At 60.5% G+C, this 21,254-nt stretch carries 16 protein-coding genes and 1 tRNA gene; 16 read left to right on the forward strand and 1 reads right to left on the reverse strand.

The annotated features are described in order from the left end of the window. Positions 1–28: 28 nt before the first annotated feature. Entirely contained in the window at positions 29–1,018 is a 990-nt protein-coding gene (gene pta, locus ACMRQN_RS00860) for a phosphate acetyltransferase (RefSeq protein WP_418733416.1), read from the reverse strand. Between the two features lie 214 nt (positions 1,019–1,232). On the opposite strand from pta, the gene glf reads away from it, so the two are divergent. From glf to ACMRQN_RS00940, 16 genes are all read left to right on the forward strand, one after another. Next, complete coding sequence (glf, locus tag ACMRQN_RS00865) at positions 1,233–2,450, forward strand: UDP-galactopyranose mutase (RefSeq protein WP_417055774.1); 1,218 nt, start codon at positions 1,233–1,235, stop codon at positions 2,448–2,450. Between the two features lie 5 nt (positions 2,451–2,455). Continuing rightward, on the forward strand, positions 2,456–3,478 hold the full coding sequence (locus ACMRQN_RS00870) for a glycosyltransferase family 2 protein (protein WP_276995861.1): 1,023 nt from the start codon (positions 2,456–2,458) through the stop codon (positions 3,476–3,478). A 302-nt stretch (positions 3,479–3,780) separates the two neighbouring features. Then, positions 3,781–6,465 (forward strand): NTP transferase domain-containing protein, encoded by a 2,685-nt coding sequence (locus ACMRQN_RS00875; RefSeq protein ID WP_418733417.1) that lies wholly within the window; start codon positions 3,781–3,783, stop codon positions 6,463–6,465. Between the two features lie 81 nt (positions 6,466–6,546). Beyond that, complete coding sequence (locus ACMRQN_RS00880) at positions 6,547–7,365, forward strand: type III pantothenate kinase (protein WP_418733418.1); 819 nt, start codon at positions 6,547–6,549, stop codon at positions 7,363–7,365. 7 nt (positions 7,366–7,372) lie between these two features. Next, on the forward strand, positions 7,373–8,662 hold the full coding sequence (gene dinB / locus ACMRQN_RS00885) for a DNA polymerase IV (RefSeq protein ID WP_417062671.1): 1,290 nt from the start codon (positions 7,373–7,375) through the stop codon (positions 8,660–8,662). 155 nt (positions 8,663–8,817) lie between these two features. Next, positions 8,818–9,693 (forward strand): DegV family protein, encoded by an 876-nt coding sequence (locus ACMRQN_RS00890; RefSeq protein WP_418733419.1) that lies wholly within the window; start codon positions 8,818–8,820, stop codon positions 9,691–9,693. A 5-nt stretch (positions 9,694–9,698) separates the two neighbouring features. Next, positions 9,699–11,486: an ABC transporter ATP-binding protein gene (locus ACMRQN_RS00895; protein ID WP_418733420.1), complete on the forward strand. Its 1,788-nt coding sequence runs from the start codon at positions 9,699–9,701 to the stop codon at positions 11,484–11,486. Positions 11,487–11,603: 117 nt separating this feature from the next. Next, entirely contained in the window at positions 11,604–11,966 is a 363-nt protein-coding gene (locus ACMRQN_RS00900) for a helix-turn-helix domain-containing protein (protein WP_418733421.1), read from the forward strand. Between the two features lie 176 nt (positions 11,967–12,142). Continuing rightward, a complete protein-coding gene (ileS, locus tag ACMRQN_RS00905) occupies positions 12,143–14,983 on the forward strand; it encodes an isoleucine--tRNA ligase (protein ID WP_418733422.1) in 2,841 nt (946 codons plus the stop codon). Positions 14,984–14,986: 3 nt separating this feature from the next. Continuing rightward, on the forward strand, positions 14,987–15,541 hold the full coding sequence (gene lspA, locus ACMRQN_RS00910; protein WP_418733423.1) for a signal peptidase II: 555 nt from the start codon (positions 14,987–14,989) through the stop codon (positions 15,539–15,541). Then, positions 15,542–16,594 carry an RluA family pseudouridine synthase gene (locus ACMRQN_RS00915; RefSeq protein WP_418733424.1) on the forward strand — a complete coding sequence of 351 codons (1,053 nt, stop codon included), beginning with the start codon at positions 15,542–15,544 and terminating at the stop codon, positions 16,592–16,594. A 12-nt stretch (positions 16,595–16,606) separates the two neighbouring features. Beyond that, positions 16,607–17,629 carry a ferrochelatase gene (hemH, locus tag ACMRQN_RS00920; protein WP_418733425.1) on the forward strand — a complete coding sequence of 341 codons (1,023 nt, stop codon included), beginning with the start codon at positions 16,607–16,609 and terminating at the stop codon, positions 17,627–17,629. A gap of 4 nt (positions 17,630–17,633) precedes the next feature. Continuing rightward, positions 17,634–18,896 carry a bifunctional phosphopantothenoylcysteine decarboxylase/phosphopantothenate--cysteine ligase CoaBC gene (coaBC, locus tag ACMRQN_RS00925; protein ID WP_418733426.1) on the forward strand — a complete coding sequence of 421 codons (1,263 nt, stop codon included), beginning with the start codon at positions 17,634–17,636 and terminating at the stop codon, positions 18,894–18,896. A 52-nt stretch (positions 18,897–18,948) separates the two neighbouring features. Then, positions 18,949–19,025 (forward strand) — tRNA-Pro (locus tag ACMRQN_RS00930). A 397-nt stretch (positions 19,026–19,422) separates the two neighbouring features. After that, positions 19,423–19,689 (forward strand): helix-turn-helix domain-containing protein, encoded by a 267-nt coding sequence (locus tag ACMRQN_RS00935; RefSeq protein ID WP_170264483.1) that lies wholly within the window; start codon positions 19,423–19,425, stop codon positions 19,687–19,689. Further along, positions 19,679–20,965 carry a type II toxin-antitoxin system HipA family toxin gene (locus ACMRQN_RS00940; RefSeq protein ID WP_158048582.1) on the forward strand — a complete coding sequence of 429 codons (1,287 nt, stop codon included), beginning with the start codon at positions 19,679–19,681 and terminating at the stop codon, positions 20,963–20,965. Before ACMRQN_RS00935 ends, ACMRQN_RS00940 begins: the two co-directional genes overlap by 11 nt. Positions 20,966–21,254: the final 289 nt, after the last annotated feature.

A 21,254-nucleotide genomic window follows, 5' to 3' on the forward strand; every position in this document is an offset into this window, starting at 1 on the left:
AAGTGCCGGGTAAAACTTGCGCTTGAACCTACTTCATGGCCTGTGCCTGCACGCAGGTGATTGCGGCGACGCCCACGATGTCATCGGCGGTGCATCCGCGCGAGAGGTCGTTCACGGGTGCGGCAAGTCCCTGGGTGATGGGGCCGTAGGCTTCCGCCTTCGCGAGGCGTTGCACGAGTTTGTACCCGATGTTGCCCGCGTCAAGGTCGGGGAAGATGAGCACGTTCGCGTGCCCCGCGACGCGCGAGCCGGGCGCCTTCGATTCACCCACGGAGGGCACAATGGCGGCATCGAGCTGCAATTCCCCGTCGAGTTCGAGGCTCGGGTCGAGCTCGTGGGCAATCTCCACCGCGCGTACGACCTTGTTTGCATCGTCGTTTCGCGCGGAACCCTTCGAGGAGTGGGAGAGCATCGCGACGGCGGGCTCGGTTCCCATGAGGGATTTCCACGAGCGTGCGGAGTTCACCGCGATATGGGCGAGCGCCTCGTCGTCGGGTTGCACCTCAAGGCCGCAGTCGCTGAAGATGAACGTGCCGTTTTGGCCGTATTCGCAATCGGGGACCACCATCACGAAAAACGAGCTCGCGAGCTTCACGCCCGGGGCGGTCTTCAAGATTTGCAGGCAGGGGCGCAGCACGTCGCCGGTCGAGTGACAGGCGCCCGACACCATGCCGTCCGCTTCTCCGCACTTCACCATCATGACGCCGAAATACAAGACGTCGGAAATCTTGTCGAGCGCGTCTTCGGGCGTCATTCCCTTGTGTTTGCGCAGTTCATAGAGGCGCGTAGCGAACTTTTCGCGCAGATCAGACGTTTCGGGGTCGATGATGCGGACTCCGCGAAGCTCGCGGCCTCCCGCCTTCAGCTCCTCCTCGCGGCCAAGGACGATCACGTTGCAGGCGTCGTGCGCGATGAGCTTCTCGGCCGCTTCGAGCGTGCGGGGGTCGTTGCCCTCGGGCAGCACGATCGTCTGCTTGTCGGCCTTCGCTCGCGCGAGCATGGTTTCCAAAAACGACATGCGCATTCCTTTCTCCAGGTATACGCTGCGCATTTTACCCTTGTAAGACGGCATTTTTTGTCCCGTTTGTATGTGATGGCGTATAGGGTAGGATGTTATCGGTAGAATAATCAAGATTCGGATGTCGGCATTCTTCATCGTGCGCACCATCCGAACGGGTCCGCTCGCGGCGGTTCCCTGAAACCATTACATGCGAACGAAAGGCAAAGCTCACATGGGCGTGCAGTACACACAGTTCAACGAAGTGAACATGAATGACATCGACGCGGTCGTCGTCGGCAGCGGATTTGCCGGCGGTGTCGTGGCTCGCGAACTCGCGGAGCGCGCGGGTAAGCGCGTTCTCATCATCGAAAAGCGCCCTCACATCGGCGGCAACATGTACGACGAGAAAGACGAGGCGGGCATCCTCGTGCACAAGTACGGCCCGCACATCTTCCACTCCAACGACAAGCGCGCTTTCGATTACGCGCGCCGCTTCTCCGGCTTTCTGGGGTATCAGCATCGCGTGCTCGCCGATTGGTACGGAACCTATATGCCCGTGCCCTTCAACAAGAACTCGATGGAAATCGCGTTTGGCGAGGAGAAGGCCGCGCACTACATCGAGAAGCTTATCGACACCTTCGGCGACGAGCGCAAGGTGACCATCAACGAGCTGCGCGAGCAGGACGACCCCGAGCTCGCCGAGATTGCCGATTTCGTGTACAAGAACGTCTTTTTGTACTACACGCAGAAGCAGTGGGGGCTCACGCCCGAGGAAGTCGACCCGTCGGTGACGGCGCGCGTGCCGGTTTTCATCTCGCGCGATAACCGCTACTTCCAGGACGCCTACCAGGGCATGCCCGTTTTCGGCTACACGAAGCTCTTCGAGGAGATGCTCGACCACGAAAACATCCAGGTCTGCCTGAACACTGAGGCGGAAAGCGTGTTCGAGCTTGAGTTCGAAAGCGAAGCCGAGGACGCGCCGCTTTCCGCGATCAAGCTCCACGGCAAGAAGTTCGAGGGGCCCATCGTCTACACCGGTCCGCTCGACGAGCTCTTCCTCGCGCGTTTCGGCCGCCTGCCTTACCGCAGCCTCGACTTCGTGTACGAGACCTTCGACAAAGAGCATGTGCTGCCGTGCGGAACCGTGAACTTCACGGTCACCGAGGACTACACGCGCATCACGGAGTTCAAGTATCTGACCGGCCAAAAGTCGGACAAGACCACTATCATGAAAGAGTACTCGCGCGCCTACGAGGACCCCAATACGCAGACTCCCTATTACGCCATCCTCTCCGATGAGAACCGCGCGCACTACGAGCGCTATCGTGCACTCACCGCGAAGCTTTCGAACTTCTACCCGCTGGGACGTTTGGCCGAGTACCGCTACTACAACATGGACAAGATTATCAGCCTCGCGCTCGAGCTTTCCGACAAGCTGGTTGAGGAGTAGCTTTCATGAAGACCATCTCGTTCGCGGTGCCGTGCTACAACTCCGCCGCCTACATGGACAAATGCATCGAGTCGCTTTTGGCCTGCGGTGACGACATCGAGATCATCATCGTCGACGACGGTTCGACAAAAGACGACACCCCCCAGAAGGCTGACGCTTGGCAGGAGGCCCACCCGGGCATTATCCGTGCCATCCATCAGGAAAACGGGGGCCATGGTGCTGCCGTGAACACCGGCCTCGCTGCTGCCGAGGGCTTGTACTTCAAGGTCGTCGACTCCGACGACTGGCTCGATGAGAACGCGATGCGCCAGGTCATGGCCTATCTTCGCTCGCAGCTTGACCGAGATCATGCAACCGACCTCGTCATCGGCAACTATGTCTACGAGAAGGTGCACGAGGGCACGCGCACGGTGATGGGATACTTCAACGTGTTCCCGACCGAGGAAGAGTTCGGCTGGAAAGACGTGAAGCATTTCCGCCAGAGCCAGTACCTGCTCATGCATTCTGCCATCTATCGCACCGAGCTGCTCCGCGAAACCGGCCTGAAGCTCCCCGAGCACTGCTTCTACGTGGACAATATCTTCGTGTACGTGCCGCTGCCGTTCGTCGACACCATGCGCTATCTCGATGTCGACATGTACCGTTACTTCATCGGCCGCGAGGATCAAAGCGTGAACGAGAGCGTCATGATGGGGCGTATCGACCAGCAGCTTCGCATCACGCGCTTCATGATCGACGCGGTGCGTCTGCCCGACGATGTCGTGGAGCCGAAGCTTCGCCGCTACATGTTGAACTACCTGTCCATGATGATGTGCATCTGCTCTATCTTCTGCCGCATGATCGGAACGCTTGAGGCGGACGAGAAGCGCCATGCCATCTGGGAGTATCTGAAGGAGAACAACCCGGGCGCATATGGTGCGGTTCGCCGCAGCGCGCTCAATGTGGGAACGAATCTGCCCGGCGAGCTCGGCCGTTCGCTCGGCATCTCCGGGTATCATCTCGCGCAAAAGGTGTTCAAGTTCAACTAACGCGCCTGCGAGTTGTTCGGGTTTTGCCTGTGAGTTGGTGTTTGGTTCCTGCTGGTATAGCCTGAGAAAGCCGCCTTCGGGCGGCTTTTCTGCGTCTTCGGACCCCGTTCCTCATCGTGTTCACGCCGCGTTTCGCAGCCCTCTCGCACTTTGTATTTACGCTTTCGTGTTCAAATCATTACCTTTGCTTGATATAGCTGAACACTTCCCGTATCCTGATTCAAGTTCACGTTTTACGATTGCGGCGCGGGGCTCTGGGCTGCCTTGCGCTTTTTCGCATATAACCTGGAAGGACACCCCCTATGCTTTCCCGCTCGGAATTCGATGTGATGCTCGCTTTGAAGAAGACGCCTGCGGCCTCGCAGCGCGCGATCGCCTCGGAGTGCGGCATGTCGCTCGGCGCAGTGAACGCGGTTGTTAAATCGCTTGGCGATCGTGGCCTCGTCGAGGGTGGGACACTTACGGTGGAAGGCGAAGACGAGCTTTCCCCCTACAAGGTGCGCAACGCCGTTATCATGGCGGCGGGGCTTTCGTCGCGTATGGCGCCGCTTTCTTACGAGTGCCCGAAAGGCGTGCTCAAAGTTCGCGGAGAGGTTCTCATCGAACGCCAGATTCGCCAGCTCAAGGAGGCAGGCATCGACGACATCACGGTAGTCGTTGGGTTCAAGAAAGAGGAGTTCTTCTATCTAGAAGATCTCTTCGGTGTGAAGATCGTCGTCAACACCGATTACGCGACGCGCAACAACCACGCGACGTTGTTCCAGGTGCGAGATATCATCGGTAACACTTACATCTGCTCGTCGGATAATTACTTCGTGAGCAACCCCTTCGAGCGCTATGTCTACGACTCGTATTATGCGGCGGTATTCGAGGAGGGCAAAACCGACGAGTACTGCCTTCAGACGAAGGGTCGCGACAAGCGCATCACGGGTGCTGTCGTCGGCGGGTCGCATTCGTGGGTTATCATGGGGCACGCCTACTGGACCCGTGACTTCACCTGCGACTTCATGCGATTCCTGTCCCAGGAGTACCATCTCACCGAGACGGTTGGCAAGCTGTGGGACGACATCTTCCTCGAGCACGCAGACGAGCTTCGCATGTACATGCGCCCCTACGAGAAGGGTCAGATCCGCGAGTTCGACTCCCTCTATCAACTGCAGGACTTCGACCCGCTGTTCATCGAGAACGTGGCCTCGAACGTGCTCGATAACATCTGCGCGACGCTCGACTGCCAGCGCGGCGACATCTCGAACGTGAAGCCTATCAAGAAGGGGCTTACGAACCTCTCATTCTACTTCGAATGCCGCGGCGAGGCGTTCGTGTATCGCCATCCTGGCGCCGGCACCGATGAGATCATCAACCGCCAAGCCGAGACATATGCACTCAAGATAGCCTCTGACCTGGGACTTGACTCCTCGTTTGTCTATGAGGACCCCGAGCTTGGGTGGAAGATTTCCCGTTATGTTCCCGATTGCGTGCCGTTTGACTACGGCAACGACGAGCATGTCGGACGTGCTTTGAGCCTCGTGCGGCGCTTGCACGAGAATGGCGCAGATTCCCCCTGGTCGTTCGACTTTTATGACGAGGCGTGCAAGATTGAGTCGCTGCTTGCGACCGAGGACTGGTCGTTCCCCGCGGATTTCTTTGAGGTCAAGAGGAAAATCGAGCGGCTCGTCCCGCTCGTTCGCGCAGGATCGGGAGCGCCAGTTCTGTGCCATAACGATTTTTACGGCCCGAACATCCTCGTGCGTGGCGACGAGCTGTGCCTCATCGATTGGGAATATGCTGCAATGGGCGACTACGGCTGCGATTTCGGCAATTTCGTTGCGCAGGGGTCGGGCTACAGCGTCGAGCGCGCGAAGCAAGCCGTCCCTCTGTACTTCGGGCGCGAGGCCACCGCAGACGAGGTGTTCCATCTGATCGCCTGCACAGCGATCGTCGGGTGGTATTGGTATGTGTGGGCCATGCACCGCGAGCTCAAGGGCGCGCCGGTGGGCGAGTGGTTCTACGTGTGGTACCGCTCGGCAAAGGATTACGCGGAAGCTGCGCTTTCCATGGCGGAGGCGGTCGGGATGCCGACGTCGAGCGCCGGTGCGCTTTCGTACGAGGAGTATGTCGTGCTTGCCCAGGCCGAGGCAAAGACGCGCAATACCGTGCACCCCGAGTCCATCGACGACGCTTCCCGCGATGCCGCATGCGCCCGTCTTTGCGAGGAGGGGCTGCTTGCGGACGGCGTTGTGACCCCACGCGGCCTTGCGACGCTCGAGCCGTATCGTGCGAAGCGGGCCGTGCTTTTGGCCGCTGGCTTCGGCAGCAGGCTTCTTCCCGTCACGGTGAACACCCCCAAACCGCTTGCTCGCGTCCATGGAGTGCGTATCATCGACCGCCTGATTGACGCGGTCATGGCAGCCGGAATCGACGAGATCTATATTGTGCGCGGGTATCTGGCGGAGGAGTTCGACCAGCTTCTTAGCAAGTATCCTAACTTGCACTTCATCGACAACCCGTTGTTCGACCAGACGAACAACATTTCGTCGGCAGTGGCTGCATGCGGGCATTTCGAGCGCGCCTACGTCTTCGAGAGCGATTTGTTCCTTACGAACTCGACACTGGTCAGCAAGTATCAGTATCGGTCGAACTACCTGGGCTTTCCTGTCGAGAGAACCGATGACTGGTATTTCGACGCCGACGGCGAGGGCGTTATCGAGTGCTTGGCGAAGGGCAAGGATGCTCCGTGCTGGCAGATGGTCGGCCTGTCGTATTGGACCGCGGCGGACGGGGTACGGCTTGCGCGAGACATCCCCGAGGTGTTCGAGCGCGACGATGCCAGGCAGATCTTCTGGGACGACGTGGCGATCGTGCGACGACCGGAGGAATACTCCGTGCATGTGCGCCGCTGCAGCCCCGACGATATTTTGGAGATCGACGATTTCGATGATCTGCGCCGCATCGATCCCGCATACGTCGTGCGCCACAAGGACGCCTAGCGGCTATAATCGGGGAACTCAAGCAAAACGAACCGCGCATGGACGTTGCGCGCAGCTTTTAGGGAAAGGGGCCATCGCATCATGACTCAATCGAGGAAGGCGCCCGCCCGCTCGGCGTTTGCGCTCGCGATCGATGTGGGGAACACCCTTACGCGCTTCGGGCTGTTCGAGGGCAATGAGCTTGCTTCGACCTGGTGCGCAACGACGCGCCCTGTCATCACTGTCGACGAGGCCCATGCCATGCTGCGCGAGTTCTTCCACATCCGAGGGTTCTCCAGCGGTCCACGCGGGATTTCGATTGAGCGCGCCATCGTGTCGTCGGTCGTGCCCTCGATCACCGATGCGTGGGTGCAGGCCGCTCACGCGGTGAGCGCATCACGCCCACTCGTCGTGGGGCCTGGCCTGAAAACGGGACTCAAGATGCGCTTCGACGACCCGGGCGAGGTCGGCTCCGACCGTATCGCCGACATGGTTGCTGCGAAGGAGCTCTTCGGCTTCCCCCTTATCGTCGTCGACTTCGGGACGACGACGAACTTCGAGGTCTTAGACGAGGACGGCGCATTTGCGGGCGGTATTATCGCGCCTGGCCTGCGTCTTTCCCTCTCGGCGCTCTCGTCTGCGGCGGCGAGGCTTTCCATGGTCGAGATGAAGGCGCCGGCGTCGATTGTCGGCACCAACACCCGCGCAGCTATTCAGTCGGGCGCCGTCATGGGCGAGGTCGCGCGCATCGACGGCCTCATCGATATGATCTGGCGGGAGATGGGGTGTGCGGGCGATGTTGTCATGTCGGGTGATGACGCCGCGGCGCTCGCCGCCTTGTGCTCCCATGAGGCGCAGGTGGAGCCAGACTTGACCCTTCTCGGCCTCGGCATGCTCGAGCGATTGAACCGGCGCAGGTAGGTTCCCTATGTCGAACGCTCTTGCCGAATCGCTCCTGCAGCCGTGGGAGGGCCCGGCGATCCTGCTCGTCGATCTTGACGCCTTCTTCGCGTCCGTCGAGCAGCTCGACCATCCTGGCTGGCGAGGAAAGCCTGTCATCGTCGGTGGCGACGCCGACAAGCATGGGGTCGTCTCGACGGCGTCCTACGAAGCGCGCGCCTTCGGTGTCCACAGTGCCCAGCCTGCATCGGTTGCACGGCGGCTGTGTCCCGATGCCATCTGGACGCACGGGCACTTCGACCGCTATCGCGAGATGTCGGAAACCATTATGAGCATTCTGCGGGACGAGACCCCACTCGTGCAGCAGGTGAGTATCGACGAGGCGTTCGTGGATGTCTCTCCCACCAAGGTGAATACGGAGCATCCTGTGCGCATCGCTGAGCGCATCCAATCGCGCGTCGAGGCGCTCGGCGTTACATGCTCGGTGGGCGTGGGCACGTCGAAGACGATTGCGAAAATCGCCTCCGACATGGACAAGCCGCGTGGGCTCACTGTCGTTTACCCAGGATGTGAACAGGGATTTCTCGCGCCGCTGCCCGTGCGGAAGATGAGCGGCGTGGGCGCCGTCGCCGAGCGCGAGCTTATAAGCCACGGTGTGCGCACGTTGGGGGACCTGGCCTTGGCGGACGAGTCGCTTTTGCGCCGCATCTTCGGGAAGAATGCGATCGTGATGCGCACCCGCGCGCAGGGTGGCGACATGACGCCCGTCGAGGAGGGGGAGGCCGCGAAGTCGGTATCGAACGAGATGACGTTCGCGAAAGACCTCACATCGCGCGTTGATGTGGAGGCGGCGATCGCCACGATGGCGGCGAAGGTAGGCCGCCGTCTGCGCAAGAAGGGGCTCGCGGGCCGCACGCTTTCCCTCAAGCTGCGCTTCGGTGACCGCTCGGTTCGCTCGGTCCAGAAGCGCCTTCCTGCTCCGAGCGACGACGAGCTCGCCTTCACCCCGCTTCTCTATCGCATGGTCGATGAGGTGTGGTGCGAGGGGATTCCCGTTCGCCTCCTCGGCGTGGGGATGAGCGGGTTTCGCGAGGATGAATACGTTCAGGATACGCTGTTTGACGTCGCGCGCGAGGCACCTACGACGCTCGATGCGGAGCCCGTCATCGTCGACGATGTGAAGCGACGCGGTCTGCTTGACGCTACCGATGCTTTGCGCGACCGCTTTGGGGAAGGCGCCGTGCGGTTCGGGCACGAGCTGCGCAACGCGGGGAACACGACGGGTACGGGTGCTAAGAACCCTGATGATTACAAGTAGGGTTTGCGGCTGGGCTGCAGGGGCGCCTGCGACTGGCTGCGCGGGCGTCTGCGGCATATTCCCCGATTTTCACCACAATGCCGTATACTTCTTCTTGGAGGAAAACGACTCGCGCTTGGGGGTGCTTGCACGAGTCTTGTCAAGAAAGGATAGCCATGGATTTCGAGATCGTCACCGACTCAAGCTGCAACCTGAAAGAGGAAATGATCGACGAGTTCGGTCTCCACGTGCTTCCGCTGACGTTCATGGTCGATGGTGAGCAGCGCCAAAGCTACCTTAAAGGCCAGGTCACCGATTTGCAGCAGTTTTACACGATGATGCGCGAGGGCAAGGTCATCACGACTTCGCTTCCCAATCTGGCCGATTCCGAAGCGCTTTTGCGTGGCCTTCTGGAAGCGGGGCGAGACGTTCTTTACCTGGGATTCTCGAGCGGCCTTTCGGGAACGTACGAGGCAATCTCGCTTCTGTGCAACCAGCTTGCCGCCGAATTTCCCGAGCGCAAGATTTTCTCCGTCGATACGCTTGCCGCGTCGGGCGGCGAAGGCCTGCTCGTATGGCATGCGGTTCAGAAGGCGCGTGAGGGCCTCTCGATCGAGGAGCTTCGCGACTGGGTGGAGCAGCATAGGCTCAACCTGGCGCACTGGTTCACCGTCGACGACCTCATGTTCCTGTGGCGAGGCGGACGCGTCTCGAAGACAAGCGCCTGGGCGGGCACGCTTTTGAACATCAAGCCCGTGTTGCACGTCGACGATGAAGGCCACCTCATTCCTATGGAGAAGGTTCGTGGCCGCAAGAAATCCCTGAATGCGCTCGTCGACCATATGGAGAAATCTGCCATTCCGCCCGTTGCCGACCAGACGGTCTTCATCACGCACGGCGACTGTCTTGAGGATGCCGAGTACGTGGCCGACAAGGTGCGCGAGCGCTTCGGCGTGCGCGATGTCGTCATTAACTACGTCGACCCCGTCATTGGCGCACATTCCGGCCCGGGCACGATGGCCCTGTTCTATATGGCGGAAAGCCGCAACTAGCGATCATGTCCGCCCCTGCAATGCCTGCGACCACTCGTCGTACGCTCCATTACTTCTGGCTGGTCACGCGCTCGCATTTCGGCCTGTTCGCAGGGCTTGTCGTCTCCACGCTTGCCTATGTTGCCCTGCTTTCGTACGCGAATCCCTACCTCATGTCCATGGTGGTCGATCAGGTGAGCGCGAACCCCGTTGCTGCTGACGAGGTGTTCGCCGCGTTCGGTCCCTTCGTGCTCGCGCTCGTTGCCGTGAACGTGCTCGGCCAGGCGGCGAGCAAGCTGCAGGACTACTGCATGTACCGTCTGCAGATTGCAGCTTCCTACGACCTTGCCACGATGAGCTTCGACGCGCTGTGCAACCAGTCGATGTCGTTCCATTCGAACCGCTTTGGCGGGACGCTCGTGAGCCAGACGTCAAAGTTCATGAGCGCCTATCAGCTCATCTTGGAGACGCTGTCGTTTCCCTTCCTGCCGGTGCTCTGCTCGGTGGTGTTCACCTGCGCCGTGTTAATCCCGCGTGTGCCCGTCTACGTTGCCGTCCTGATGGTGCTGCTCGCGGTTTACGCCTGCGTGTCCTACTATATGTACAAGAGGATTCTCGGGCTGAACGAGAAGGCGGCGAGCGCACAAAACCAGCTGTCGGGAGAGCTGTCCGATTCGGTCGCGAACATCCTTGCTGTGAAGACCTACGGACGCGAGGATTACGAGCGCGCGCTTTTCGACGAGGCGAACCGCTGCGTCGTCGAGCGCGACAATCGGCGCATGCGCGCATCGCTTGCGCGCGGCATCGTCACGGCGTGCATCGCCGTGGTCATCATGAGCGCGGTCACCGTCTTCATCATCGGGGGGAATGCCTGGTACGGCATCACGCCCGGCACGCTCGTGCTCATGTTTACCTACACCTATACGGTGACGAACCAGTTCAACTTCATCAACAACGGTTTGCAGAAGATGAACCGCGCGTTCGGCGACGCGAGTGGGATGACGCAGGTGCTCGACGAGCCGCGGCTCGTGGCCGATCTTCCTGGCGCTCCCGATCTGCGGGTGAGCAACGGGGAAATCGACTTTCGCGATATCGGGTTCTGGTATACCGACGGTTCGGCGACAACGCGCGTGTTCGAGGATTTCAACTTGCATATCGCCCCAGGTGAGCGAGTTGGCCTTGTCGGTATGAGCGGGGCGGGCAAGACCACCTTGACGAAGCTGTTGCTGCGCCTTTCCGATATCCAGGAGGGGAGCATTCTCGTGGATGGGCAGGACATCGCTCGCTGCACGCAGCAATCGCTTCGCCGCCAGATCGCCTACGTCCCCCAAGAGTCGCTGCTGTTCCACCGCACGATCGCCGAGAACATAGCCTACGGTCGCCCCAACGCGACGCCTGAGGAAATCCGCGAGGCGGCGCGGCTGGCGAACGCGCTCGAGTTCATCGAGCGGCTGCCGGAAGGTTTCGACACGATCACTGGCGAGCGCGGCGTGAAACTCTCGGGTGGGCAGCGCCAGCGCGTGTCGATTGCGCGCGCCCTTTTGGCTGACTGCCCTGTGCTCGTGCTCGACGAGGCCACGAGTGCTCTCGACTCCGAGAGCGAGCAGCTTGTCCAGGATGCGCTTTCGACGCTCATGCGCGGGCGCACGTGTATCGTGGTGGCGCATCGCTTATCGACGGTGGCAAGCCTCGATCGCATTGTCGTTCTGGACGACGGGCGCATTGTGGAGGATGGCCCGCATTCCGAGCTTGTGGCTCAAGGCGGGGAGTACGCCAACTTGTGGGAGCGCCAGACGGGTGCCTACCTGGAATGACCTCGCGTTTCCCGGCGCTTCTCGCCTAGCAAGAAAAGTTTAGTATCCTGTTGGGATTTCGTGTCGGGGCGCGCGCCGTAGCATGATTCCCTTCTTATCGGTGCGGGGCCTTATAGTATGGCATCTATGGATATAAGAAGTGCGGACAGAAACGGCTTGCTCGAGCGCGATTGCTCGTCTTTTCTCAGCGCAGTGTTCGGCGCCAACGTTCGCCGCCTTCGCAGGGCCTTGCGGATCACGAAGACAGATTTCGCCAAACGTTGCGGGGTAGGGCGGCCGTATCTCGACAAAGTCGAGCACGGCAAAGCGAACCCGACGCTTGAGTATCTCGGTCGCTTTGCGGCGGCACTCGACGTGGACCCCCTCTATCTGCTCACGCCCCAATCTCCGCTGGGCAGCGGCGGTGATGCTGGCTTGGCGCCGTTTTGCGGTGACGCGAACCCTGTCTCCTCTCGAGGTGGGGATGCCGATTGCGGTTGACGGAGGATTGCCGCGGTTTTGACTGCGGGATGGCCATGCCGCCTATCGTGTTTTTGGGAAACCGTGCGCTCTTCCAATTAACGAGCCTTCTTCTTGGCTTATACTCTTGTGGTTTGACGGATGGCGCACTCGTGCGCTTTGCATAGGAACCGATCGGGAAAGGCTGGGCCGCTTTTATGGCGAGCAATTACAAGAAAACGATGAACCTGCCCACTACCGACTTCGCGATGAGGGGTAATCTCCCGAAAAACGAGCCCAAGCGCCTCGCGGAGTGGGAAGAGGACCATGTTTACGAGAAGCTGCAGGAGAAGAACAAGGACGCTAAGCCCTTTGTCCTGCATGATGGCCCCCCGTACGCGAACGGCCCCATTCATCTTGGCCACGCGCAGAACAAGATTTCGAAGGACATAATCAACCGCTACAAGGCGATGCGCGGCTTCCGCACCCCCTATGTGCCCGGCTGGGACTGCCACGGTCAGCCGATTGAGCATAAGGTCGAGACCATGCTCGGTACTGAGAAGTTCAACCAGCTGCCCACCGAGAAGGTCCGCGAGCTCTGCCGCAAGATGGCCGTCGAGCAGGTCGACACGCAGCGTCAGGGCTTCAAGCGTCTGGGCGTGCTTGCCGAGTGGGACAACCCCTACCTCACCTACGTGAACGACTACGATGCCACCGACGTCGAAATCTTCAAGGCTATCTTCGACCGTGGTGCAATCTATCGCGGCCGCAAGCCGGTGCACTGGTGCTCGCACTGCCACACGGCGCTCGCCGAGGCGGAAATCGAGTACGGCGACGAGGTCAGCCCTGCCATCTTCGTGCGCTTCGAGATGACGACGGTGCCGGCTGGGCTTGAAGCCTGGGAAGGCAAGCTCTGGGTCGACATCTGGACCACCACTCCCTGGACCCTGCCCGCCGACGACATCGTCATCCTGCACCCCGAGGCCGATTACGTCGCGGTCGTCCACGACGGCAAGGTCGAGATCATGGCGCAGGCGCTCGTTGAGAAGGACTGCGAGAAGTTCGGCTATGGCGAAGTCGAGCTTGTGCGCGGCGCCGACGGCGAGCCTTGGAGCATGACCGGCATCGAGCTGGCCCACAACAAGTATAAGCAGCCCATCTTCGGCGACCAGGGAGTCGAGGGCGAGTTCGTCTACGCCGACTACGTCACTCTGGATGACGGCACCGGCATCGTCCATGGCGCTCCTGGGCATGGCGTCGACGACTACCTCGTCGGCATGAAATTCAATATCCCCGTGGTCATGCCCGTCGATGACGACGGCCGCTTCTACAAAGGCGATGAGTTGGGCACGGGCGGTCCCTGGTCCGGCATGGAGGTCAACGAGGCCAACCCGAAGATCATCGAGTGGCTGCGCGAGCGCGGTACGCTCATCCTCCACGAGGACATCAACCATAGCTACCCGCACTGCTGGCGCTGCAAGCAGCCCGTCATCTTCCGCGCGACGAGCCAGTGGTTCGTCTCGATGGACAAAGCGCTCGACGACGGTCACACGCTGCGCGAAGAGGCGCTCGACGAGCTCTCGAAGGTCGCGTTCTATCCGCCTCATGCCGTGAAGCGCATCGGGTCCATGGTGGAGGGCCGTCCTGACTGGTGCATCTCCCGCCAGCGCAACTGGGGCGTTCCTATTCCTGCTTTCACCTGCGAAGACTGCGGCGAAACGGTCGTGAACGACGCGACGCTTGACGCCGTCATTGCACTGTTCCGGAGCAAGGGCTCCGACTGCTGGTTCACCGACGACCCCGCAAGCTATCTCGGCGATGCGTGCGTCTGCCTCAAGTGCGGAGGCCATCACCTGAAGGCCAACAAGGACATCCTCGACGTATGGTGGGACTCAGGCGTTTCCCACACCGCCGTCTGCAAGCACCGCGACAACCTCGAGTTCCCTGCCGATATGTACCTCGAAGGCTCCGACCAGCACCGCGGCTGGTTCATGAGCTCGCTCATGACTTCGGTGGGCGCGTACGGCACAGCTCCCTACAAGGCGGTTGTCTCCCAGGGCTTCACGCTTGACGGCCAGGGCCGCAAGATGTCCAAGTCGCTCGGCAACGTCATCGACCCGAACAAGGAATGCGACACCCGCGGTGCCGACGTTATGCGCCTGTGGGTCTCCTCCGTCGATACCTCCAACGACGTCACGTGCGATGGCGAGATCCTCTCCCACGTCGGTGAGGCGTATCGCAAGATCCGCAACACGCTTCGCTTCCTGCTCGGCGAGATCGAGGGCCGCTTTGACCCCGCGACCGATGCCGTGGCGACCGAAGAGCTGGCCGGCTACGACAAGCTCGCGCTTGCCCGCCTGTGCCAGGTACACGAGATCGTGACGGAAGCCTATGAGGGCTATCGCTTCAACGTGGTGTACCGCAACCTCTACGATTACGTGACCGAGCTTTCCAACGGTTATCTGAACGCCACCAAGGACCGCGTCTACTGCGGTCAGGCCGACGGGCACGATCGCCGCAGCGCTCTTACCGTGTGGGCGCAGATCCTCTCGATGCTCGTGCACGATTTGCAGCCGATTCTTGTTTTCACCTGCGACGAGGTTATGACGTTTCTGCCTGAGTCAATGCGCGACGGCCAGACCCGCGCGGCTTTGTTCGACTGGTTCGAGGCCCCTTGGTCCGCCGAGGAAGCCTCCGCGCTGCTTTCCGCTTACAACCAGCTCGCAACCGCGCGCGACGTCTTCACCAAGGCTTTTGAGGAAGCGAAGGAAGCGGGCGTCGTGACGGAGGGCACGAGCCAGGCAGCTTCCGCCACGCTCACCCTTCCCGCCGATGTCGCCGCCGCTTTGGCCGATGTCGACCTCGCCGAGGTCTTCGTCTGCGCGGCGGTGGAAGTCGTAGCGGGCGAGGGCTTCTCCTGTGCTGTCGCTCCTGCGGTAGGCGAGAAGTGCCCGCGCTGCTGGAACGTGCGCGAGCTCGGCGGCAACGCCAATCACCCGCATGTCTGCGAGCGCTGCGGCGACGTGCTCGACTCGATCGGCTTTTCCGAGGAGGACTAGCGCTTGAGCGCCGACAAAGATTTCGAGAACGGGCGGACCGTGCGCGCAGTTGCGCGGCGGTTCGCCGTGTTTATCCCCATCGTGGTGGTGTGGCTTGTCCTTGATCAGGCATCGAAGTTGTTCTTCAACGGCTCATACCATGCGGGACAGGTGATTTCCGACCCGATTCTCGGCATATTCCGCTTCCATCTCGTTTACAACACGGGTGGTGCCTGGAGCATCTTCTCAGGCGCCACCTGGGCTCTCGGCGCGTTCTCGCTCGTGGTTTGCATCGCGCTCACAGCGTATCTTGCGCTTACCCCGCAGCACCCGAACGCAGGCGAGCTTATCGGCATATCGCTTGTCGTCGCGGGCGGCATCGGCAACGCGATCGACCGCTTCACCCTGGGCTTTGTCGTCGACTTCATCGAGCCGACGTTTATCGATTTTCCTATCTTCAACATTGCGGACATTGGTGTGACCTGCGGAATCATATTATTTATCGTATCGCTTCTCATCCATGAGCGCACCGAGGCGAAGCGCGCGGCGCGTGGGAGCGAAAACGGGGGTGGGGAATAGATGGCGCGTATGTTGAGTTATTCCGTCACGGCGCTTGATGCGGGGGAGCGGCTCGACTCGCTTCTTGCGGCGCGCGCATGCTTTGCGAGCCGCAGCGCCGCCGCGCGGGCGATCGAGTCGGGCAATGTCTTCGTGAACGGGGCCAACGTTGTCAAGAAGTATGCGGTCGCTGCGGGCGACGTGATCGTGTACCAGGAAGAGGAAGAGGTAGAGGCGGGCCCGGTAACGGGACAGCCAATCGACCTTGACATCCGCTTCGAGGACGACGACCTTATCGTGCTGTCCAAGCAGATAGGGCTCGTGTGCCATCCGTCCATCGACCATGCTGATGGGACGCTTGTTAACGCGCTCATCTACCACTGCGGGGCCGACCACCTTTGCAATGTGCAGGGCGAGGACGACCGCCTCGGCATCGTGCACCGCCTCGATCGCGACACGTCGGGGCTTATGCTCGCTGCGAAGACCGATGCGGCTGGTTATGCCCTTATGGAGGATATCCGCGATCGCGCGGTCGATCGCCACTACCTCGCGCTCGTTCACGGCGTGATCGCACCGGATACGGGCATGATCGACGCGCCCATCGCGCGAAGCGCCAACGAGCGCACGCGCATGGCTGTGCGCGACGTGCCCTCCGCCCGCGACGCCGTCACCACATTCCGCGTGCTCGAGCGCTTCGAGCCGCGCCAGCACGACGATGGCTACACGCTGATCGATTGCAAGCTGTTCACGGGCCGCACGCATCAGATTCGCGTCCACATGCAGTACGCGAAGCACCCGCTTGTGGGCGATCCCGTATACACGGCGAACGGGCCGAAGGACGCGCGCGCACAGCTGGGGCTCAAGCGGCAATTCCTCCACTCGTTCAGGATTCGGTTCACCCACCCCGAGACCTCCGAGGAGCTCGAGTTCGCCGATAACCTGCCGCGCGACCTTGACGAAGCGCTTCGCAGCTTGGGCGACCGAAGTCTCGGCATGACCGACGCCGGACGGGAAGTTGCCGCCCTTTTGACAGATGCGCCTCGCCCTTCGGTCGAAGGCGAGCTACCCGAATAGGAGTGATGCGGTATGGCGTTGCATGGCAGAGAGAAAGTGGGCGTACTCCTCGTGAACACCGGGACGCCGTCGGCGCCTGAGCCGAAGGCCGTCAAGCGCTACCTGGGGCAATTTCTCATGGACAAGCACATCGCTCCCATGAACCGTTTCATCTGGTGGTTCATCCTCCATTTGGCCGTCTTGCCGAAGCGAAGCGTCGCGTCGGCCGAGAAGTACCGAAAGATCTGGACCCCAGAGGGTTCGCCGCTGCTTGTAACGCACAAGGCGCTCGCGGCAGCGCTCGGGGCGCGCCTTGAAAGCGAGGGATTCGACGCCCCCGTCCGCATCGCGATGAGCTACGGCGAGCCGCCCATCAAAAAGGCGATCCGCGAGTTTCGCGAGCTCGAATGCGACCGTATCGTCGTGTTGCCGATGTACCCTCAAACCGCCCACAGCACGACGCTTTCCGTGGAAGACGGGGTCGCTCGCGCCGTGCGGCAGGCTCGCTTCAAAGACCCGACGACGGTTGTGGGGGGATATGCCGAGCACCCGAGCTATATCCGCGCGCTCGCTGCCTCTATCGAGCATGCCGGGTTCGGCCAGCAGCCGGGCGACCGCCTTGTGTTCTCGTTCCATTCTATCCCGCTTGTCGATATCGAAGATGGGGACACCTATGAGCTTCAAACGGGGTCTACGAGCCTGCATGTCGCCGATGAGCTGGGTCTTGACAGGAAGACATGGACGATAAGCTACCATTGCCGCTTCGACAACGCGCGCACGTGGCTGTCTCCTTTCACGAAAGACACGCTCGCTCGCCTGGCCGAGGTCGACGATGGGCGCACCTTCGTCGTCTGCCCTGGCTTCTCCGTCGATTGCCTGGAGACACGCTTCGACGTGGAAATCGAATTCGGGGAGCTCTACCGCGACAACTTGCGGGCGGCGGGGCATCCTGTGGATGACTCCCGCTTCGTGTACGTCCCGTGCTTGAACCGAAGCCGCGCGCACGTGCGCGCTCTCTGCGATGTCTTGAAGCCGTATCTTGGGGAAGGGAAATGACGTCATGGGCGAAACCGATTTGGCGAAGATACAGAATGCGGACGGGAGGGCATCGAGCGGGCTGTTGGTGCTTCTCGGCGTCACTGGATGCATCGCTGCCTATAAATCCTGCGAGATCCTTCGCGGCTTGCAGAAGGCGGGCGTGCGCGTGAAAGTCGTCATGACGAAAAACGCCTGCGAGTTCGTCGGGCCGACCACGTTCCGCGCCCTGACGCACGAACCTGTCGCCGTCGACACGTTCGGCGACGGTCCGGGCGACCCGATTCATCACGTGTCGCTTGCCGAGGAGTGCGACCTGTTCCTCATCGCGCCCTGCACGGCGAATGTTTTGGCGAAGATGGCCGCGGGCATCGCCGATGACCTGCTCTCGACGACCGCGCTCGCCTGCACGGCGCCGATCGCGGTGGCGCCCGCGATGAATGTCCATATGTACGAGGCCGCGGCGACGCAGCGCAACATGCAGCTTCTCGCCTCGCGCGGGGTGCGTTTTATCGAGCCTGGAGAAGGATATCTGGCCTGCGGAGACGTGGGGCGAGGTCGCCTCGCCGACCCTGCGGACATCGTATCGTATGTCCTCGAAGTGCTCGGACGCGAGAAAGACCTGGTGGGAAAGCGCGTCGTTGTGACAGCGGGGCCCACCGTCGAGCCGATCGATTCCGTGCGCTTCATCTCTAACCCCTCGACGGGCAAGATGGGCTTTGCGATCGCCGAGGCTGCCGTTGAGCGCGGCGCCGAGGTCACGCTTGTCACGGGACCTGTTTCCCTTGTGGACGTTCCTGGTGCGAAGATGGTGCGCGTGGGCACGGCCTTCGAGATGAAAACTGCCGTTGACGAGGCGTTTTCGTCTGCCGATATCGCCGTTTTCTCCGCGGCGGTGTCCGATTTCCGTCCGCGCACGGTATCCGACCGTAAGCTCAAGAAGGGCGCCGACGACGAGGCGCTCGCGCATATCGAGCTTGTCGAGAATCCCGATATCCTCGCCTCGTGCGGGGCCGCGAAGCGCGAAGGCCAGGTGGTCGTGGGTTTCGCCGCCGAAACGAACGACGTCATCGGCAATGCTCTCAGCAAGCTTTCTCGCAAGAAGGCCGATTTTATCGTGGCAAACGACGTTTCTCGCGGTCAAGGTTTTGGTGCCGACTCGGACGAGGTGACTTTTGTGTCTGCTTCGGGGGAGCAGCATCTTCCTGAGCTTGGAAAACGCGAGCTTGCCGACAGAATTCTCGATAAAGCCCTAGAATTCTTGAAATTGGGGCTTGAAACCAGTTAAGGGTAACGGTATTATAAACGAGCTGTCTTAAGCGGACGGCAAACAAATGAATCGGGTTGTGGCGCAGTTTGGTAGCGCACTTGACTGGGGGTCAAGGGGTCGCAGGTTCAAATCCTGTCAACCCGACCAGCTATTACAGCAGGTCAGAAGACAAATCTTCTGACCTGCTTTTTTGTTTCCCGCTCAAATGTGAAGCCCCAGGGGGCAAGAATCCTCATGGTGAACTTCTACGTTTACCTGTACAGGGTCAACCAGGCGGAGAGCAAATGGCCCGAACCAGAAAGGGTGGTTCGCCATTTGCTGCAAGCTGAAGCGCATTACCGCAGCTGAGGCCGTCTCAAAGAGCACCTGCTTCCTTAATTGCTAGAACTCGTTTTAGCTCCGCCAAAGTTGGCCCGAATATTCGCAATTTGCAAAAATTCTTGATATTTCGCCGCAATAATAGATTATCAATGATATTTGATATTGCAATTCTGTTTGACAATGTCTAATATGTTTGACAAACTGAGCGGAGGAGTTGGTTTTCGTGACTTGGACAAACGCTTACACCGTCAAACAGGTGGGGACGTTTCTGAAGAAGAGGCGCCGTGAACGCGGCTATACCCAAGATGAATTTGCCGAAATGGTTGGCGTTTCCCATGCGACGCTTTCCGCGCTCGAAAACGGAAAGAGCGTTTCTACGAAAACGCTTGAACTCGCGTTGCAGTTGTTGGGCCTTCGCCTTGTGGTCGTTCCGAAAAACGCCGAAGTTTCCGTGACCGTTCCGTCGCAAGGGGCAAAACATGAAATCTGAGAATCTCGTTGTGCGCCTTCATGGCGAAGTGGTTGGTTTTTTGGAGCCCTTCAAAAACGGTGCGCGCTTTAGGTTCGCAGAGTCGCTTTCGTCAGCCCATCCCGATTCTCCGCTTCTGTCCACCGCGCTTCCCGTGTCATCGAATCCGTTCCCTTCGGATGTAACGAGGAATTGGTTTGCCGGCCTGTTGCCCGAGGATGCGCGCGCCGAAGAGATATCCCGGTTCTTCGGTGTGGATGCCGACGACTATCTATCGCTTTTGGAAGAGGTGGGGTGGGAGTGCGCCGGAGCCGTTGCGGTCGAGCCTCCGGACCGAAATCGTGCGGCGGTTGCCGATGACTGTTTCGAAGAGATTGGCGAAGTCGACCTGGCCAAGCGACTTGGGGCGCTTCCAGGCCATCCTTACGACAGCGCGAAAACGCTGAGGGTTTCTCTCGGCGGTTTCCAAGAGAAGATCTGCGTGTCGGCGCAAGACGCTCCCCCTCTCGAGAGCGGTTTTGTGCGGTTGGAACATGTGGGCATTCCGCTGAACGGGGCCATTTCGACGCATATTCTGAAGCCGCAGCCGGATAAGTTCCCGGGAATGATAGAGGGCGAGGCGTGGGCGATGCGCGCCGCCGCGTATGCGACGGCCACTTCTGAGGTTGCCCTCCTCGAAAACGAGGATGCGCCCCAGACGCTGGTGGTAAAGCGCTTCGACCGGGCAATGGTTGACGGCAGGGTCGTCCGCCTGCATCAGGAGGATTGCGCTCAGGCGCTTGGCCTGGCGCCATCGGGAAAGTATGCCGCGGTTTCCTCCCTGAAGAAAAGCGACCCGTCGTTTTTGGGGATAGCCAAGCTCTTGCGTATGTACTCCGTTGACCCTATGGGGGAAATCGAACAGCTGCTTCGCCAGATGGCCGTAAATGTTGCTTTGGGCAATACCGATGCCCACGCAAAAAACTACGCGTTGCTTCATCCCGATCGTCAGACGATTACGCTGGCGCCTATGTATGACGTTGTTCCCGCTTTGGAGATTACGCCCGAAACGCCGTATATGGGCATGCGCGTCAACGGCCTGATTCGCATAGACCGTCTTGGGCGAAACGACCTTGTCGAGGAGTCGGTAAGGTGGGGAGTGCCAAGGAGACGTGCGTGCGCCGTTCTGGACGAGGTGGCCAATCAGCTGAAGACGGGCATGAAGCGCGCTTCCGAACTGTATCCCAGGGCGGGCGCGAGGCATTGCGGGCCTGCGCTGCGGCGCATCGACCGGATATTTTGCGGCGTTAATAATTAACATCGGAAGCTAACGACTATTAATCGCTTGCTTTGTATTGCGAAAAACAAATCGGGATGCCGCCGGTGGCTCGCGCAGCCGAAAACGAAGATCTTTCGTATCCTGAAGTGCCAAACGCTCTACAACCAGCCCCAGCACGGAAGGTAACTTTCCAAAGTAACCGCAACGGGCGTGGAGAGACTGTGTTTCCCGAGGTAGGCGCAACGGCTCGGGGCTGAACCCTGCCCGATTCTGCTGCCGGGCGCGGGCTCGGGCCGGTTTCCGGGGTGTTGCGGTCTGTTCGAGGGCG

Origin of the sequence: Ellagibacter sp. (assembly GCF_048412355.1) — a bacterium.
GTDB lineage: Bacteria > Actinomycetota > Coriobacteriia > Coriobacteriales > Eggerthellaceae > Ellagibacter.